Consider the following 18,004-nt stretch of genomic DNA (forward strand, 5'->3'; position numbering starts at 1 on the left):
GATGTCACCATAAGCGAAGTCGAAGGGCGTTCCAATTGGACGTGGGCTTCGACTCCGCTCAGCCTAACAAACCGGATGTAAAAATCATCTTAATCCTTTAATCTATGGTTATATTTTTTATTCAATGAATATACTTTAAAAATTTACAGCTGTTGTTCATGACAAACAACAGCTGTAAAAATAGAGAGAATAGAACTGATAATTTATTACCAGAACTTAACATAAAGCGCAGCAATAATCAATAATGTAATAACGATTAAGACTGTTGTCTGCGGTTTAACTTTAAACATTTCAGAATCAATTTCGAATGCTTTAGGGTTTACTTTTGGACCAGCAAAACTTATTAAGATCATTGCAATCATTGTGAATAAGAATGATAATCCCATACAGATGTGGAACGGAATTTCGAAAGCTCCTTTTCCATTATTGTAAGCTGTGTATAAAAGTGTGTCGTTTCCAAATAAAGCTGGAGCGTATTCGTTGAATAAAACAGATAATAAGAATCCTAAGATTACACCCACGATTGCCGCTGTTCCAGTAGTTCTTTTCCAGAACATACCCAAAAAGAACATGGCAAAAACTCCAGGGCTGATGAATCCAGTGTATTTTTGGATGTATGTAAATCCTCCAACGCCACCAATTCCTAAAACGTCATTCCATGTAAATAAAACAGCTAAAAGCATGGCAACAAAAACGGCAAGACGCCCAATGTTTACCTGCTGTTTTTCGCCAGCATTTTTTTGAATGTATTTTTTATGAACGTCTAATGTATAGATTGTAGAAATACTGTTTACTTTTCCTGCCAAAGAAGCTACAATTGCAGCAGTAAGAGCAGCGACTGAAAGTCCTTTTAATCCGGTTGGAAGGAATGTTAAGATAGCAGAATATGCCTCATCTTTTACTCCACCCTCTAATTGAGGTAAGTGTCCGCTTGTGTATAAAACGTAAGCAGCAATACCAGGAAGCATTACAATAAGAGGCATTAATAATTTAAGCATACCAGCAAACAAAATTCCTGTACGTGCTGTTTGTAAATCTGCTCCAAGTGCTCTTTGTGTAATGTATTGATTACATCCCCAGTAGTTTAAGTTAATAATCCAAATACCAGCAGCATAAGATAATAATCCAGGGAAAGTTAAATATTTGTCGATCTCAAGCTGAGAAGACGTCGCAGTTGGTTTCGGAATAATCATTTTGAAATGTTCGGGAGCCTGCTGCATTAAAACTTTAAAACCGGCAATTGCATTTTGACCAACACCAAAAGCTTCCGCAACTGTTGTTAAAGCAATATAAGAAGTCACCAAACCACCGATAATTAATACAGCTACCTGTATAACGTCTGTATAGGCTACAACTTTCATTCCTCCAAGAGAAATAAACAAAGCAAAAATAGCCAATCCAAGCATAATTACGTGAAGATATTCCCCACCAGCAAGTTTGTTAATCGCAACTGCTCCTAAATATAAAATAGAAGTAAGGTTTACAAAAACATATAAAAACAACCAGAATACAGCCATGATAAGTGCAGTAGATTCGTTGTAACGTGTTTTTAAGAACTGTGGCATAGTGTAAATCTTGTTTTTAAGATATACAGGGATAAACCACACAGCCACAATAATAAGCGCAATAGCAGCAAGCCATTCGTAAGCGGCAACTGCGATTCCTAAAAAGAAACCTTCACCACTCATACCGATGAATTGTTCTGCAGAGATGTTAGAAGCAATAAGAGAAGCTCCAATTGCCCACCATGTTAAATTTCCTTCAGCCAAAAAGTAGGCTTTAGCATCTTGTTCGTCTTGTTTACGTTTGCGGTAAACCGTGTAACCGTAGACAGAGACTACGATAAAATAAATAATAAAAACCGCATAATCTGCGAAAGCGAGGTTTTGGTTCATTGTTAGTAGTATTTTAAATAATTATTATAGGGTAAAGTTTGTTTATTTGGTTTTACAATCAGTTTTGTTTTATCTCATTAAAAATGCAAGATGTGTTTTATTTCTGTTATTTTTTTGCGAAAATAAAAGCAGAAGCCAAATGTAAAATAAAAATTTAGAAATCAACCATCAGTAAATGTGTTTTTTACATTTATAAACAGTATATTGTGTTAAATTTTTACATTCTGCATCTTAATAAAGCGACAATTCTTACACTTTTACAAGACTCTTGTAATGTACCTCTGATTGCTGCCTTAAAATTTCGGCACTTTTTTCAGGTGTAATATCACGTTGTGATTCTCCCAACATTTCGTATCCTACCATAAATTTCTTTACAGTTGCCGATCTTAACAATGGCGGATAAAAGTGCATGTGGAAATGCCATTCTGGATGCTCTAATCCGTCAGTTGGTGATTGGTGAATTCCTGAAGAATAGGGGAAAGAAGTATTAAATAAGTTATCGTATTTCGTTGTTAACTGCTTTAAGATTTTAGCAAAAGCAGTGCTTTCTTCAGCCGTAAAATTGGTGATTTTGTTTACCGCTCTTTTGCTTACAATCATTGTTTCATAAGGCCAGATTGCCCAAAAAGGAACAAGTGCTACAAAATGATCATTCTCAATTACAATTCGATCACCAACTCTTAATTCGGCTTGAACGTAATCTTCTAAAAGCGTTTTTTTATTTCTGTCGTAGTATGCTTTTAAACTGTTCTGTGTTTTTTCAACCTGAGTTGGAAGCGAAGACTGAGCCCAGATTTGCCCATGCGGATGCGGATTGCTGCATCCCATTACACTTCCTTTATTTTCAAAAATCTGAACGTGATTGATATATTTGATGTTTCCTAAATCAGTATATTCTCTCTGCCAGGTTTTGATGATAGTTTCAATTCCTTCAAGATCCATTTCTGGCAAAGTCAAATCATGTCTTGGAGAAAAACAAACCACGCGAGAAATTCCTTGTTCAGGTTTAGCTTTAAAGAAAGTATGTTTGATATCCTCTTCAAAAATAATTTCGTCTTGTTTCATAGCTGCGAAATCATTCTCAAAAACAAAGCTGCTTTCGTATGCAGGATTATGCATTCCGTTGGCGCGAACATTTCCTGGACACAAATAACAAGTTGGGTCGTATTTAGGAAGTTCTTCTGTTGAAATCGTTTCGTTTTGTCCTTGCCAAGGGCGTTTTGCACGATGAGGTGAAACCAAGACCCATTCGTTGATTAATGGGTTGAAGCGTCTGTGCGGATCTTCATTAATGTCAAAATTTTTCATTGTAGTGTGTTGTAGTTTAAAGTAACGTTGTTCCGTTTGAGATTTTTACATCATAGAATTTTAATTCAATTCCAAATGTATCTAAATAAAGCTTCGAAAACTTACTTTTAACCTCATTTTCATATCCTTTTTTTACTAAATTGATGGTACAGCCACCAAAACCGCCTCCCATAAGTCGAGAACCAATAATAGCATCGTCTTCTTTTGCAGTATCTACAAGGAAATCTAATTCCTCGCAGCTTACTTCGTATTCTTGCGATAATCCATAATGAGTTTCAAAAAGTAATTCTCCTAAAAGTTCAATATTTCCTTGATCCAAAGCTTCGCAGGCTTTGATCACACGGTTGATTTCTTTAACAACAAAATGAACTCTGCTGAACACTTTTTCAGTCATTTTATCTTTCAAACTCAAAACCTGTTCTTCGGTAGCATTTCTAAAACTTTTTACTTCTGGAAAATGAGTTTTTATAATTGCTAAACCTTCTTCGCATTCAACTCTTCTAGTGTTATATTCTGAAGTAAAAAGCGAATGTTTTACATTAGAATCCAATAAAATCAAAGAATAGTCTTTAAAGTCAGCATTGTGATATTCAAAATCCAAAGTGTTGCAGTCTAATTTGATTACTTTGTTTTCCAAACCATGAACGCTTGAAAACTGATCCATAATACCACAGTTGATGCCAACCCAGTGTTCTGCTTTTTGTCCTAATAAAGAAATATCTACTTTCTCGATTTTTAAATCAAAAAGAGATTTAATTCCGAAAATCATACCACATTCTAAAGCCGCAGAAGAAGATAATCCTGAACCAACCGGAATATTACTGCTGAAAACACAGTTGAAACCGTCAAAAGTAAATCCGTTATCCTGCAGTTGTTTAATTACGCCTCGAATATAATTGGTCCAAACCACATCACTCAATTTAACTTCCTGAGTTAAGTCGATTTCAAATTCTTCGTTTAAATCGATAGCGATAATTTTAGAGGTATTGGTGTTGTTTTTTTCAAAAGCAAAACAAATTACTTTGTCAATTGCAGCTGGTAAAACATAACCGTCATTGTAGTCAACATGTTCTCCGATAATATTGATTCTTCCTGGAGAAAGTACCGTTTTCTGTGGAGAAGATCCGAAAGATTTCTCAAAAAAAGCAACGGTATTTTGTATTAAAATATCATTCATTATATAGTTAGTTGTATTGTGGTTTTTAGAATTTTATTAATGGGTTGAGTGAAATTATTTTTTCTAATTATAGCTTAAATTAAAAATCTGTCTAAATCAGCTTTAATCTTTTAAAATCTGCGTAAAAAAATCCTAGCAAAAGTATTTCACGAAGATTTTAAAAGATTTCAGCAGATTCAATTTGATTTTACTAGCTGGATGAAACTATTTTTATTTTATCCCATCCAACGGTTATTATATTAATCTAAACTTTCAAATTTGTAAACTGTTTTCTGTGTGTATTGTTCTCCTTTTTTCAAAACAGCGTTTGGGAAATGTGCCTGATTTGGCGCATCTGGAAAATTTTGTGTTTCAAAACAAATGCCGCTTTGTGCATTGTAATCGACGTTTTCTTTTCCTTTTAGTTTTCCGAAACAATTCCCGCCTACATATATATGTACACTTGGCTGATCGGTGAAAACATTCATTCTTAGTTTATTTTTTAAACTGATAAGCTGTGCAACGATTTCCGTTTCAGAATTGACTACAAAAGAATTGTCGATAGGAAACGGACAGTTTTTAGGAGATCTAAAATCAAAATCATGATTGTTTAAATCCGTAAAATCTCCCGTTGGAATATTATCTGAATTTGTTTCCAGCATTTTAGCCGATTTGATAAACATCTGCTGTTCTAAAACATTTCCATCATGTCCGTCAAGATTAAAATAACTGTGATGTGTTAAATTAATAACTGTATCTTCTGTTGAAGTTGCTTTATAGTCTAGTTTCAATTCGTTTTCTTCTGTCAAAGTATAGGTTAAGTAAACCGTCATTTCGCCAGGGAAATTTTCATCTAAATGTTCGCTTCGAAGACCAAAAGTAATAGACGGATTTTTGCCAGTTTTTGCATCGATCACACTCCAAGCTTTTCTTCCAAATCCCATCGTTCCACCGTGAAGCGTATTTCCATTATTGTTTGCGTCAAGCTGAAATTTTTTATCGTTCAGACTAAAAGTGGCTTTATGAATACGACCGGCGTAACGTCCAACAGTAGTTCCAAAATAAGGAGCACTTGGTAAATTATACGATTCTAAATACGATTCCAGATTGTCAAACCCTAATACAACATCAGTTAATTTTCCGTATAAAGGAATCTGAATTGAAGTTACAGTTGCACCATAATTGATGATTTGAACTTTCATTCCGTTTTTATTCACTAATTCAAATGAATAAATTTCTTCCTTATCTGGCATTAAACCAAACAATTTGCAATTATGAGTGTCTTTTAAATGTGATATGTGTTTTATTTCCATATAATTTTTACCAATAATGAAATCCAAAAATAGAAACATTCTCTATATTTGCATACCAGTACCTACCAGTTTTTAATATTAATAGTCAAAATGACTTTATTTATGAACATCATTTCAATCCAAAATAATATAGGTCTTCCAAAATATAAGCAGATAATTCTGTCAATAGAAAAAGCTATTGAAGAGGGAAATTTGGTCAAAGGAGATCGTCTTCCATCGGTGAATAAAGTCTGTTTGGCGTTCTCTTTGTCACGCGATACAGTCCTTTTGGCGTACGATGAATTGAAGAAAAGAGGAATTATTTATGCTATTCCTGGCAAGGGATATTATGTTAAAAGCATTGAAATCACTATAGCTCAGAAGATTTTCCTGCTTTTTGATGAGTTGAATATTTTCAAAGAAGACATTTACAATTCGTTTCTAAAAAATATTGGAAAAAATGTTCAGGTTGATATTTTCTTTCATCATTTCAATGTTAAGGTTTTTAAAAAACTGATTAATGACAGCAATGGAAATTATACAAAATACATTATCATGCCAACAAACTTAACTGATATTGTCGATTCGATAAAAACCCTACCAGTGAATGATGTAATAATTTTGGATCAGACCAATTCGGACTTAAAATTATTTCCAGCAATTTATCAAAATCATCAAAAAGACATTTATGAAGGTTTGATGAAAGGCAAATCGCGGTTATCAAAATATAAAAAACTGATTTTGATTTTCCCAGGTTTTAGAGAACCGCCCGGAATGAAAATTGGTTTCGAATCGTTCTGTCAGGATTATGGTTTTGATTATGAAATTATTTCAGATTTTAACAATCAAACTATCGTTTTGGGAGATTTGTATATCATTCCTCAAGATCGAGATTTACTTTTGGTAATTGAAAATGCGATGGGAAGAAAATTAAAATTGGGAGAAGATTTTGGAATTATCTCGTATAATGAAACACCGTTAAAGAAAATTGCTGCAAACGGAATTACCACAATTTCAACCAATTTTGAAATGATGGGAAAAATTTTGGCCGATATGGTTCTAAAAGGTATAAAAGAACAGATCGAAAATAAATCTGCTCTCATAGTGAGGAATTCTTTATGATTTTTCCCGCAGATTTAGCAGATTTTTTTTGATAATTGATTAGCTAAATCTCCTAAATCTGCGAGAGAATAAATAAAGTTCTTATAAATTGAGTGCAAAGTTATTTTGCAGTTTTTCTTCGTATTTCTCTTTGTTAAAGGTATACAGGTAAGAACCTTTTCGAGAAGACTGCATATCTTTTTCTTCTAATTTATTTAAAATATCAAGAGAATTGATTTTACTGATGAAATTTCGTTTGTCCAGTTCTTTGCTCAAAATAGCTTCATACAATTCTAAAAGCTGACGCATCGTGAATTTCTCCGGAAGCAGTTCAAAACCAATTGGTTTTACAGAGGTTTTATAACGAAGTCTCTTAATAGCATTTTGAACCATTTCGTTATGGTCAAAAATCAAGTTTGGAGCATCATTAATTGGAAACCATTCTGCATGATAATTTTGAATCAATTCGGCATTGTGGTTTTCAATATTAATTAAAGCAAAATAAGAAACCGAAATGGTTCTTTCTACAGGATCACGGTCGATTTCACTGTAAGCATATAACTGCTCCATATAAATATCATTCAGACCTGTATAGGTATTTAGGATTCTGGTTGCGGCACTATCTAAAACTTCGTCGCGTTTTAAGAAACCTCCAATCAAGGACCATTTACCTTTTTCGGGTTCAAAATCTCTTTGGATCAAAAGGATTTTCAAACCTTCATGATCAAATCCAAAAATGATGCAGTCTACTGCCAGTAACACTTTATCGGCAGAACTATAGCTGTTTAACATATATAATTAATTTGGATTGTAAATATATGAACTTCTTAAAACGTTTCATAATTTATTAATGTTGTTTTTACATTTATGTTAAAAATGTTGCAAAAAAAGCTTTATTAATGAAAAAAGAACGTTTTTTTTTCGAATTCTTCCTCATTTTCTATGGAAATTATAAGTCAAAGGTAGAAACATTTTTAAAAGAGAATTGATTTGAGGATCATTAATTTAATGCTCAGAATTTAAATAAATTTTGGCTGTTGTTACAAAAACTAGAGAAATCAAGGTTTTTGTAAGTTTTTTTTGTTTCTTAACTTTTTGTAAATCTTGTAACAGCCCTTTGTTTCTGCCCTTTTTTTGAAATTCAATTGATAAATCTGCTTTTTGCAACCAGTTGTTTTACGAATTTAATTTTTTTACCTGACTTTTTTTTATTTAAATTTACAAATGTCAAACAGACACTTATTAGTCTAAAAAACCGAAATCCTTTAAAAATATGAAACCACTATATTTTTTTAGGTTCCAAAAAACCAAAAAACTATGAAAAAACCATTTCTCCTGCTGTTTGCGGTCTTGTGTCTGCAAACAGTAAGTGCACAAAAGGAAGCCGTAACCATTGCAATAAAAAATGATGCTTCGGCACCAACGATTAATAAAAACATCTACGGTCATTTTGCGGAACATTTAGGGCATTGTATCTATGGCGGATTTTTTGTTGGAGACACTTCAAAAATTCCAAATACAAATGGAGTTCGAAACGACATTGTCCAAGCATTAAAAGATTTAAAAATTCCGAATTTGAGATGGCCAGGCGGTTGTTTTGCCGATACCTATCACTGGAAAGACGGAATTGGACCAAAAGAACAGCGTCCAACAATTGTAAACCAATGGTGGGGAGGAGTTACAGAAGACAATAGTTTTGGAACACATGATTTTTTAAATATGTGTGAACTATTAGGAGCAGAGCCGTATTTGTCAGGAAACGTTGGAAGCGGAACGGTTCAGGAATTAGCAGATTGGGTTCAGTATGCCAATTTTGGAGGTAAGAGCCCGATGAGTGATTTGCGTAGAAAAAATGGAAGAACAGAACCTTGGAAAGTAAAATATTGGGGAATTGGAAATGAAGCGTGGGGTTGTGGCGGTAATATGACTGCGGACTATTATGCAGACGAATATAAAAAGTTTGCCACTTTTATGTCTGATTGGGGCAATACAGGAGGAATCACAAGAATCGCATCAGGGGCAAACAGTTCTGATTATAATTGGACAGAAGTTTTAATGAAGAACATTCCTTTAAGTATGCTTGGCGGTGTCGGTGTTCACCATTATGCAGTAATCAATTGGGAGAAAAAAGGTTCGGATGTTGATTTTACCGAAAAAGAATATTTTTTAACGATGCAGTCTGCCTTGAAAATGGAAGAATTAGTAACAAAACATGCTGCCGTTATGGATAAATATGATCCAGAAAAAAAAGTAGCCATGATTGTAGACGAATGGGGAGGCTGGTACGATGTTCAAAAAGGAACAAATCCAGGTTTTTTATATCAGCAGAATACTATGCGTGATGCAGTTTTGGCTGGAGCAACATTGAATATTTTCAATAATCACGCAGATCGAGTTCGTATGGCCAATTTAGCACAGTGTGTAAACGTGCTGCAGGCTGTAATTTTAACCGATAAAGCCAAAATGATTACAACGCCAACCTATCATGTTATGAAAATGTACAGCGTTCATCAAGATGCTAAATTACTGCCAGTCGATTTTAAATCGCCTTTATATACTTTCGACGGAAAAAGTATTCCAGCGGTTTCAGCGTCTGTATCAAAAGATCAAAAAGGATTGGTTCATATTTCGTTGGTCAATGTTGATGCAGTAAATAAGAACAAAATTGAAATTGATGTAAAAGATTTGGGTGTAAAAAACTTTACAGGAAGTATCATTACGTCTTCAAAACTACAGGATTATAACTCATTCGAAAATCCGAATAAAATTGTTCCGGTAGCTTTTAAAGGTTTTGAAAACAAAAAAGGAAAACTGGAAATAACATTGCCGCCTTACTCTGTTTTGGTTTTAGAAGGAAAATAAATGCAGGTCATGAAAAAATACCATTATTCTTTCATTAAGTATTTGTTTGACGCTTCTAATATTGCTTTCCAGCAAAACCGCCTGTTATTTGGTTTCCAGTTATTGAAGGAAACGCTCGGAATCGCCACAGATTAAAAGGTGTAAAAAATCGTTTGAATCTTTTTAATCTGTGGCAAAAAATTAAAAATCAACTTTTAATAAAATAAAATTAGGTAAGATTTTAAAGTTCGTTTTGATAACGATTTGAAGATTAAGTTGAAATAATTTCAGTATAATAAATGTATTGTTAACATTTGTTTTTTGAATGAAAGCTAAAATGCTGTTTTAATGCATTTATAGCAAAAATGAATTATGAAATTCAAGTTAAGTGTTTTATGTACACTTATAAAATAATTATCTCTATATTTGTCAATATTTAAAAAAGAAATAGAATGAAAAATTATGTAATAGGATTGGACTACGGAACAGATTCTGTTCGCGCGGTGCTGATAGACGCTGAAAATGGACAGGAGTTGGCATCCAATGTTTCTCATTACAAAAGATGGAAAAACAAGCAATATTGTGACGCCTCTATAAACCAATTTCGCCAGCATCCTTTGGATCATATCGAAGGATTGGAAATTACAATTCAAAATGTAGTTAAAGAAAGTAAAGTGGATCCTTCATTAGTAAAAGGAATTTGTATCGATACAACAGGATCTTCTCCTGTGCCGGTTACAAAAGACGGAACTCCATTGGCTTTGACAAAAGGTTTTGAAGAAAACCCAAACGCGATGATGGTTTTATGGAAAGATCATACTTCTATAAACGAAGCAAACGAAATTAACGAACTGGCAGTAAGCTGGGGCGGAGAAGATGTTACGAAATATGTGGGAGGAATTTACTCTTCTGAATGGTTTTGGGCAAAAATCCTTCACATTGCAAGACAAGACGAAGCGGTTAGAAATGCAGCACACACTTGGATGGAGCACTGCGATTTAATGACCTATTTATTAATTGAAGAAAAAGATTTAAAAACCTTCAAAAGAAGCCGTTGCGCAGCAGGACACAAAGCAATGTGGCACACAGATTGGAACGGATTACCGTCAGTTGAATTCTTAGAAAAATTACATCCGTATTTAGCGCAACTTCGTGGTAATTTATATGACGAAACCTATACATCAGATTTAGTTGCCGGAAAATTAAGCAAAGAATGGGCAGATCGTTTAGGGCTTTCAACAGAAACTGTTGTTGCTGTTGGAACTTTTGACGCACATTCTGGAGCAGTTGGAGCTAAAATTGAAGAAAATACTTTGGTTCGTGTTATGGGAACTTCAACCTGTGATATTCTGGTTGGTTCTTATGATGAAGTAGGAACAAAAACCGTTCGCGGTATCTGTGGACAAGTTGATGGATCTGTAATTCCTGGTTATATTGGACTTGAAGCGGGACAATCTGCTTTTGGAGATTTATTGGCTTGGTACAAAGAATTATTGATGTGGCCGACAGAACATTTATTAGGTTCTTCAGCTGTTTTGAATGATGCTCAAAAAGAACAATTAAGAGAAGAATTCAGTGATAAATTAATTGTAGAATTGACAAAAGAAGCGGAGAAAATTCCAGTTTCAGAAAGTCTTCCAATTGCTTTGGACTGGATTAATGGAAGAAGAACTCCAGATGCCAACCAAGAATTAAAAAGTGCAATTTCGAATCTTTCATTAGGAACAAAAGCACCACATATTTTCAAAGCTTTAGTAAATGCAATCTGTTTTGGAGCGAAGAAAATTGTAGACCGTTTTGAAGAAGAAGGTGTAAAAATCGACAGCGTAATCGGAATTGGTGGCGTGGCGAGAAAATCTCCTTTTATCATGCAGACTTTGGCTAACGTTTTAAACAAGCCTATTAAAATTGCAGCTTCAGACCAAACTCCAGCTTTAGGGGCGGCAATTTACGCAGCCGTTGCAGCCGGAATTTATCCAAACGTAATCGAAGCAAGCCAGAAAATTGGAAGTGATTTCGACGGAGAATATTTCCCTCAGACAGACAAGGTTGAAGCGTATCATAAATTGCTTTTAGGATACGAAAAATTAAGTGCTTTTGCAGATCCAACTATTAAAATTTCTCAAAATGAGTTCTCTTTATAAAGATTTAAAACAAGAATGTTACGAAGCCAATATGCAGTTAAATGCATTGAATTTGGTGGTTTATACTTTCGGAAATGTAAGCGCTGTGGACAGAAAAAATGGTGTTTTTGCCATTAAACCAAGCGGTGTTCCTTACGAAGATTTAAAGCCGGAAGATATTGTTATTGTCGATTTTGATAATAATGTTGTAGAAGGAACAATGCGTCCGTCATCAGATACGAAAACGCACGCTTACTTATACAAACATTGGCCAAATATTGGTGGAGTTGCACATACACATGCGACCTATTCTGTGGCTTGGGCACAATCGCAGTTGGATATTCCAATTTTTGGAACTACACATGCAGATCACTTAACGGCTGATATTCCATGTGCGCCGCCAATGGCAGATTCTTTAATTGAAGGAAACTATGAACACAATACAGGAATTCAGATTTTGGATTGTTTCAAAGAAAAAAATCTTTCATACGAAGAAGTAGAAATGATTCTAATTGGAAATCACGGTCCGTTTGCATGGGGAAAAAATGCAGCAAAAGCAGTTTACAATAGTAAGGTTTTAGAAGTCGTGGCAGAAATGGCTTATTTGACTTTACAAATAAACCCAAACGCACCAAGATTAAAAGATTCATTAATAAAGAAACATTACAATCGTAAACACGGAAAAGATTCGTATTACGGACAGTAAAATAATTTAGATTTTAGTGTGTAGATTTTAGATTTAGAATTGAAATCTGCAATATCACAAAACCAAAAATAAAATAGTAAACATAACAATTCAATATTTTCAGATTCCAACCACATGAAACCTGAAACTTGAAACAAAATAAACAAAAACAATGGTAGATATATCTCAAAAAGAAATTTGGTTTGTAGTAGGAAGCCAAGAATTATATGGTGAAGAAACGCTTAGAAAAGTAGCAGAGCATTCACAGATTATTGCAAAAGGATTAGATGCTTCATCTTCAATTCCAGTAAAAGTAGTTTACAAAGATGTAGTAAAATCACCTTCGCAAATCTTAGATGTATGTTTGGCGGCAAACTCTGCTAAAAACTGTATAGGAATTATTGCTTGGATGCATACTTTCTCTCCAGCAAAAATGTGGATTGGGGGATTGAATATCCTTAAAAAACCATTATGCCATTTACATACACAATATAATGCTGAAATTCCGTGGGGAAGCATCGATATGGATTTCATGAACTTAAACCAATCGGCACACGGAGATCGCGAATTTGGTTTCATTATGTCTAGATTACGTAAAAAACGTAAAGTAGTTGTAGGACACTGGGAAGATGAAAGAGTTCAGAAAAAATTAGGAATCTGGTCAAGAGTTGTCCTTGGATGGGATGAACTTCAAAACCTAAAAGTAGCTCGTATTGGAGACAATATGCGTGAAGTTGCCGTTACAGAAGGTGACAAAGTAGAAGCGCAGATTCGTTTTGGAGTTTCAGTAAACGGATACGATTCTTCAGATGTTACTAAGCATATAGAGAAAGTAACTGACAAGGAACTAAACGATTTATTAGCAGTTTATGAGCAATCATACAATTTAACTGATTCTTTAAAAGAAGGCGGAGCACAAAGAAGCTCTTTAGTTGAAGCAGCAAAAATCGAATTAGGATTAAGAGCTTTCCTTGAAGAGGGAGGATTTGGCGCTTTCACAGATACATTTGAAAACCTTGGAGTTTGGAAACAATTACCGGGAATAGCAACACAAAGATTAATGGCCGATGGTTATGGTTTTGGTGGAGAAGGAGACTGGAAAACAGCTGCAATGGTTAGAGCTTTAAAAGTGATGTGTGTTGGTCTTGAAGGCGGAACTTCTTTCATGGAAGATTACACTTACCACTTCACACCACAAAAATCGTATGTTTTAGGATCTCACATGTTAGAAATCTGCCCATCAATTGCTGACGGAAAACCTTCTTGCGAAGTGCATCCATTAGGAATTGGCGGAAAAGAAGATCCAGCTCGCTTGGTGTTCAATTCTCCTGCTGGTGATGCCATCAATGTTTCTTTGGTTGATATGGGAACTCGTTTCCGTTTAATTGTAAACGAAGTTGAAGCAGTTAAGCCAATGGCTGAATTACCAAAATTACCTGTTGCACGTGTTCTTTGGGATTGTAAACCAAATCTAGAAGTTGCAGCAACAGCTTGGATTTTAGCTGGTGGAGCACATCATACCGTTTATAGCCAGTCAATCACGACCGAATATATGGAAGATTTCGCTGATATTGCGGGAATAGAATTATTGGTTATTGATAAAAAAACTACTGTAAGAGAGTTTAAAGATAAAATTAATGCCAACGAAGCATATTATCATTTGTTTCAGCACGGCCTTTAAATTAGTCAAAAGTCTAATGTCATAAAGTCTTAAAGATTTAGTTACTTTGAGGAATTGACTTTAAGACTTTCGGCTTTAAGACTTTACTAACTTAAAAAACTATCATTTATGAATGTATTAAAACGTTCCCTTTTTATACTAAGCATGCTAGGTATTGCTATAGTTACAATTCAATGCAAAAGCGATAAAAAAATGGATAACACTACAGTTTCTTCAGATAAAAAAGCAGAAGTAACAATCGAAAAATCGGAATACGGAACAACAGCTAAAGGCGAAAAAGTCGAGAGCTATAAACTGAAAAACCAAAATGGGATGGAGGTTGATATCATCACTTTTGGAGGAAGAATTACAGATTTGAAAGTGCCAAATAAAGCTGGTGTTTCAGAAAATGTGGTTATCGGATTTAATTCTTTGGCACAATATGAAAAAGAAAATCCATTTTTTGGAGCTTTGATCGGAAGATTCGGAAACCGTATTGCTAAAGGAAAATTTACGTTAGACGGAAAAGAATATCAGTTAGCAATCAACAATGCACCAAATGCTTTACACGGTGGTCCACAAGGATTCTTCAATGTAGTTTGGAAAGCAGATGAGGTAAAATCTGGCGAAACCGCTTCTTTAAAATTATCTTATGTAAGTAAAGATATGGAAGAAGGTTATCCAGGAAACCTGAAAGTTTTTGTGACTTATACATTGACAAATGATAATCAGTTGGAAGTTTTATATGAAGCAACAACTGACAAGAAAACGGTTGTCAACTTGACACAGCATTCATATTTCAATTTATCTGGAGATTTCACCAAAACCATCTTAGATCACGAATTGACTTTAAATGCAGATAAATTAGTTCCAGTTGATGCTGATTTAATTCCAACAGGAAAATTAGAAGATGTTGCTGGTACGCCTTTCGATTTCAGAACGCCAAAATTAATTGGAAAAGACATCAATGCTAAAAATGACCAATTAGAAAAAGGAAAAGGTTACGATCACTGCTGGGTGTTGAACAATCCTGAAAAAGGAAAAACAATCATTGCAAAAGTATATCACGCAGCGAGTGGAAGAGTTATGGAAATGACAACAGACGAACCTGGAATTCAGTTCTATTCTGGAAATTTCCTAGACGGAACTTTACCAATGCCAAACGGAGGAACTTTTGCACACAGAACAGGATTATGTCTAGAAACAGAACATTATCCAGATTCTCCAAATCAGAAAAATTTCCCAACAACGGTTTTAAACCCAGGAGAAAATTATAAAACGAAAACGACCTTTAAGTTTTCAGTACAAAAGTAAATTTTTTAGAATTTGTTAATTAGTTTAGTTCTCTAAAAAACCTCGAAAGTATTTAGCTTTCGAGGTTTTATGTTTTTAGAAGCACCAGTTAAAATAAAGAGTTACGCTCATTTTTGTCATTTCGACTGAGGAGAAATCTTCGTAAGTAACTCCGCAACGCAAACCCAATCTTTGTCGAGCTACTCGTGGAGATTTCTCCTCAGTAGAAAAGACAATATTGCGTTTAATCTCAGCGTCTTCGCGACTTTGCGAGATTAATTGATTTTCTACATCATAAAAAACTTAACTTAGCAATTAAAAGGCAAAATGAAACATCTATTCAAAGCAGCGCTAAATTGGACTTCCCAACAAAATCAGAATAAATTATCTGAAAGGTTCTACAGTAAAACCCATCAAATAAAAATTGAAGGGAAACCAGTTTTGGATGTTTCAGCAGCAAAAGCTTTTAAAGGCGATCCATCATTATACAATCCAGAAGATTTACTGTTAAGCAGTTTAGTTTCCTGTCATATGATGTCGTATTTATATGTCTGTTCTCAAAATGGAATAGAAGTTTTAGAATATTCTGATAATGCAGAAGCCACTTTAGAAGTAAATCCAGACGGAAGTGGGCGTTTTGTTGAAGTAAGATTATATCCGAAAGTAAAAATTTCAAATCTAGATCAAATAGAATTGGCTTTAGAATTACATCAAAAAGCAAATCAATTGTGTTTTATTGCTAATTCCTGCAATTTTCCTGTTTTGCATGAAGCGAGTTGTGAGGTTCAGAAAATATAAAATAAGTAAAGAAAAAAGACCTTTTCAGTGAAGAAAAGGTCTTTCTTTATATTGATTTGTAGATTTAACAATAAGTATAAAGGTAGTTTAATGTGTTTGAGAAATAGATGATTTCGTCATGACTAAATTTTTTGTTTTCCTGAATTAATTTGCAGATGTTTTTATATTCAAAAAAGACTTCTTTGTTCTGAACAGGAAATTTTTTATCTAAATAAGAAGTAATGTTAGACATTTTTTCTTTTATAAGATTATCAAACTTGGTAGTGTTTGTAAGTTGTTTAAGTGTCATTGCCATATTAAAATCAATGAAATCATGCGCTAATACTGTGTTTTCTGGTTTTGTGTATGCAATAGTTTTGTCAACGGCAACAGATAAGACATCATTAAATGAAGTGAACTCTTCTATTTTGTGAAGGCTTAAAAGATGGTTTGTCAATTTGATTTTATATGAACTGGCTTCTTTTTTGAAATCAAAAGTAGCGTCAAATTTCTTTTTTTCTTCCTGTATTTTTTTGCAGAACAAATTAAAGTTTAGAACACTCTCGTTTGCTTCTTTAGGCAGGCTGGAATTTGATGCATTATCAGCATAAGTTGTAATGTTTATAAGCAAATCAGTTAATTTTGCGAAATTTTCTGAGCCAGGTTTGTTTTCTTTGATTAGGATACAAGCATTCTTGTAAATGTGCATGTCGTTTAGTTTAACATCAAATTTCCCTGGTTGAATAATCATAAGTTCATTAATTCTATCCGCTTTCTTGTTTAAAAAACGAGTAAGGTCTGTTTTAGCAAAACGAGGAGGAATTGGAGAGTATATAATCTCTTTTTTTTCTGCAGAAACTGCATTTCTCTTTTTATTTGAAATCAAAGCGTCAGCAATTTCATTTCTTGTATCTATAGTTTTAAGATTGTTAGCAATTTCGTCTGTTTCAGTAAAATCTCTTAAAACATTATAACATTGTAAAATATTCTCTTGAATTGCGATGTAATATTTTTTGTTCTTTTTATCTTCAAGATTGGTAATTGTTTTTGCCTCTGTTTTCCATATCTCTAGAGCCTGTCTAACTTTTGTTTCATCAATAGGATCAATACCGGTATTAATTAATTGAGACGCTTTGTTAAAATTTTCACCATTAAAATCTTTATCTTCTTTTAAGTAGTTAAATGCAAGATTAGCATATTTTCCGTGAGTATGGAATTTGTTTTGAAGAATGCTTCCTACTTTAATACGTAGTTTTAACAATTGTATTTGATCTACAGTCTTAACTTCTGTCTTTCTTGGTAAGTTTAAATTTTTCTGTTCTCTATATTGATTGGCTTCAAATTCTGAAAGATCAGACAGTAAAAGAGTAGTGTTTAAATTATTAGGATAGTCTAAATACCCTAAATTAGAGTTGTAACCTTTTGTATTTCCAACAGGATTAACCAAATCGGCATCTCCCAATTTAACTTCTTGAACATCAAAAACACCTTTCTCTGGATCAATCAAGAGTAAATTTGCATATAGATGAGAAATTACGGCAACCTGATATTTTAAATCTTTTTTGATGATGTGTAAAGTAGCCGGTTGGTATTTGTATTCCAATAATGCAACAAGTTTAGGGCATCCTAGATTGTTAGCAATAAAATTATTATGCAAAACGTCAGTATCTGCTACATAATATTGCATCGTTTGATCAGCAAAAAAATCTTGATCTGTTGAAGTGTATAAAAAGCCAACATCTAATGGGTTTTCTTTTAAAAACAGAGAAGGTTGTACTTCTCGTCTAACACTTAGATTGTCCCACCTGATTTTTTGGGCATTAGAAAGAGATGATATTAGTAAAATAAATAGTAATAAGTTGTTTTTCATTTA

The 18,004-nt window shown here is 33.8% G+C and carries 14 protein-coding genes; 8 read left to right on the top strand and 6 right to left on the bottom strand.

Features of this window, described 5'->3' with window-relative positions; genetic code table 11:
* Window positions 1-206 precede the first annotated feature (206 nt).
* The 4 genes from BM289_RS01695 to BM289_RS01710 form a co-directional block, all read right to left on the bottom strand.
* Window positions 207-1,895, bottom strand: coding sequence for a sodium/sugar symporter (locus tag BM289_RS01695; RefSeq protein WP_091490367.1), 1,689 nt, complete (start codon window positions 1,893-1,895; stop codon window positions 207-209).
* A 249-nt stretch (window positions 1,896-2,144) separates the two neighbouring features.
* Window positions 2,145-3,203: a UDP-glucose--hexose-1-phosphate uridylyltransferase gene (locus BM289_RS01700; RefSeq protein ID WP_091490369.1), complete on the bottom strand. Its 1,059-nt coding sequence runs from the start codon at window positions 3,201-3,203 to the stop codon at window positions 2,145-2,147.
* A gap of 16 nt (window positions 3,204-3,219) precedes the next feature.
* Entirely contained in the window at window positions 3,220-4,380 is a 1,161-nt protein-coding gene (gene galK, locus BM289_RS01705) for a galactokinase (protein ID WP_091490370.1), read from the bottom strand.
* A gap of 239 nt (window positions 4,381-4,619) precedes the next feature.
* Complete coding sequence (locus tag BM289_RS01710; protein WP_091490372.1) at window positions 4,620-5,672, bottom strand: aldose epimerase family protein; 1,053 nt, start codon at window positions 5,670-5,672, stop codon at window positions 4,620-4,622.
* Between the two features lie 102 nt (window positions 5,673-5,774).
* On the opposite strand from BM289_RS01710, the gene BM289_RS01715 reads away from it, so the two are divergent.
* On the top strand, window positions 5,775-6,773 hold the full coding sequence (locus tag BM289_RS01715) for a GntR family transcriptional regulator (protein ID WP_091490374.1): 999 nt from the start codon (window positions 5,775-5,777) through the stop codon (window positions 6,771-6,773).
* An 81-nt stretch (window positions 6,774-6,854) separates the two neighbouring features.
* Here BM289_RS01715 and BM289_RS01720 read toward each other — a convergent pair whose 3' ends face one another.
* Window positions 6,855-7,544 carry an NUDIX hydrolase gene (locus tag BM289_RS01720; RefSeq protein ID WP_091490375.1) on the bottom strand — a complete coding sequence of 230 codons (690 nt, stop codon included), beginning with the start codon at window positions 7,542-7,544 and terminating at the stop codon, window positions 6,855-6,857.
* A 525-nt stretch (window positions 7,545-8,069) separates the two neighbouring features.
* Between BM289_RS01720 and BM289_RS01725 the strand changes: the two genes are divergently transcribed.
* From BM289_RS01725 to BM289_RS01750, 7 genes are all read left to right on the top strand, one after another.
* On the top strand, window positions 8,070-9,614 hold the full coding sequence (locus tag BM289_RS01725) for an alpha-N-arabinofuranosidase (protein ID WP_091490377.1): 1,545 nt from the start codon (window positions 8,070-8,072) through the stop codon (window positions 9,612-9,614).
* A gap of 9 nt (window positions 9,615-9,623) precedes the next feature.
* Entirely contained in the window at window positions 9,624-9,749 is a 126-nt protein-coding gene (locus BM289_RS25720) for a hypothetical protein (protein WP_262489156.1), read from the top strand.
* Window positions 9,750-10,045: 296 nt separating this feature from the next.
* Window positions 10,046-11,737: a ribulokinase gene (locus BM289_RS01730; protein WP_091490378.1), complete on the top strand. Its 1,692-nt coding sequence runs from the start codon at window positions 10,046-10,048 to the stop codon at window positions 11,735-11,737.
* On the top strand, window positions 11,721-12,422 hold the full coding sequence (locus BM289_RS01735) for an L-ribulose-5-phosphate 4-epimerase (RefSeq protein ID WP_091490380.1): 702 nt from the start codon (window positions 11,721-11,723) through the stop codon (window positions 12,420-12,422). The genes BM289_RS01730 and BM289_RS01735 overlap by 17 nt, the downstream gene beginning before the upstream one ends.
* A 151-nt stretch (window positions 12,423-12,573) precedes the next feature.
* Entirely contained in the window at window positions 12,574-14,082 is a 1,509-nt protein-coding gene (gene araA / locus BM289_RS01740; RefSeq protein ID WP_091490381.1) for an L-arabinose isomerase, read from the top strand.
* Between the two features lie 108 nt (window positions 14,083-14,190).
* A complete protein-coding gene (locus tag BM289_RS01745) occupies window positions 14,191-15,375 on the top strand; it encodes an aldose epimerase family protein (RefSeq protein WP_091490383.1) in 1,185 nt (394 codons plus the stop codon).
* Window positions 15,376-15,681: 306 nt separating this feature from the next.
* Window positions 15,682-16,152, top strand: coding sequence for an OsmC family protein (locus BM289_RS01750; RefSeq protein ID WP_091490384.1), 471 nt, complete (start codon window positions 15,682-15,684; stop codon window positions 16,150-16,152).
* Window positions 16,153-16,216: 64 nt separating this feature from the next.
* Here BM289_RS01750 and BM289_RS01755 read toward each other — a convergent pair whose 3' ends face one another.
* Entirely contained in the window at window positions 16,217-18,001 is a 1,785-nt protein-coding gene (locus tag BM289_RS01755; protein WP_091490386.1) for a hypothetical protein, read from the bottom strand.
* Between the last annotated feature and the right edge of the window lie 3 nt (window positions 18,002-18,004).

The organism is Flavobacterium phragmitis, from assembly GCF_900112575.1.
GTDB classification, from domain to species: Bacteria; Bacteroidota; Bacteroidia; order Flavobacteriales; family Flavobacteriaceae; genus Flavobacterium; species Flavobacterium phragmitis.

Bases quoted from the DNA above. Each gene is read 5' to 3' on its own strand.
- araA (WP_091490381.1), top strand. From the start codon at position 12,574: ATGGTAGATATATCTCAAAAAGAAATTTGGTTTGTAGTAGGAAGCCAA.
- galK (WP_091490370.1), bottom strand. From the start codon at position 4,380: ATGAATGATATTTTAATACAAAATACCGTTGCTTTTTTTGAGAAATCT.
- BM289_RS01720 (WP_091490375.1), bottom strand. From the start codon at position 7,544: ATGTTAAACAGCTATAGTTCTGCCGATAAAGTGTTACTGGCAGTAGAC.
- BM289_RS25720 (WP_262489156.1), top strand. From the start codon at position 9,624: ATGAAAAAATACCATTATTCTTTCATTAAGTATTTGTTTGACGCTTCT.
- BM289_RS01730 (WP_091490378.1), top strand. From the start codon at position 10,046: ATGAAAAATTATGTAATAGGATTGGACTACGGAACAGATTCTGTTCGC.
- BM289_RS01745 (WP_091490383.1), top strand. From the start codon at position 14,191: ATGAATGTATTAAAACGTTCCCTTTTTATACTAAGCATGCTAGGTATT.
- BM289_RS01715 (WP_091490374.1), top strand. From the start codon at position 5,775: ATGAACATCATTTCAATCCAAAATAATATAGGTCTTCCAAAATATAAG.
- BM289_RS01725 (WP_091490377.1), top strand. From the start codon at position 8,070: ATGAAAAAACCATTTCTCCTGCTGTTTGCGGTCTTGTGTCTGCAAACA.
- BM289_RS01700 (WP_091490369.1), bottom strand. From the start codon at position 3,203: ATGAAAAATTTTGACATTAATGAAGATCCGCACAGACGCTTCAACCCA.
- BM289_RS01735 (WP_091490380.1), top strand. From the start codon at position 11,721: ATGAGTTCTCTTTATAAAGATTTAAAACAAGAATGTTACGAAGCCAAT.
- BM289_RS01755 (WP_091490386.1), bottom strand. From the start codon at position 18,001: ATGAAAAACAACTTATTACTATTTATTTTACTAATATCATCTCTTTCT.
- BM289_RS01695 (WP_091490367.1), bottom strand. From the start codon at position 1,895: ATGAACCAAAACCTCGCTTTCGCAGATTATGCGGTTTTTATTATTTAT.
- BM289_RS01750 (WP_091490384.1), top strand. From the start codon at position 15,682: ATGAAACATCTATTCAAAGCAGCGCTAAATTGGACTTCCCAACAAAAT.
- BM289_RS01710 (WP_091490372.1), bottom strand. From the start codon at position 5,672: ATGGAAATAAAACACATATCACATTTAAAAGACACTCATAATTGCAAA.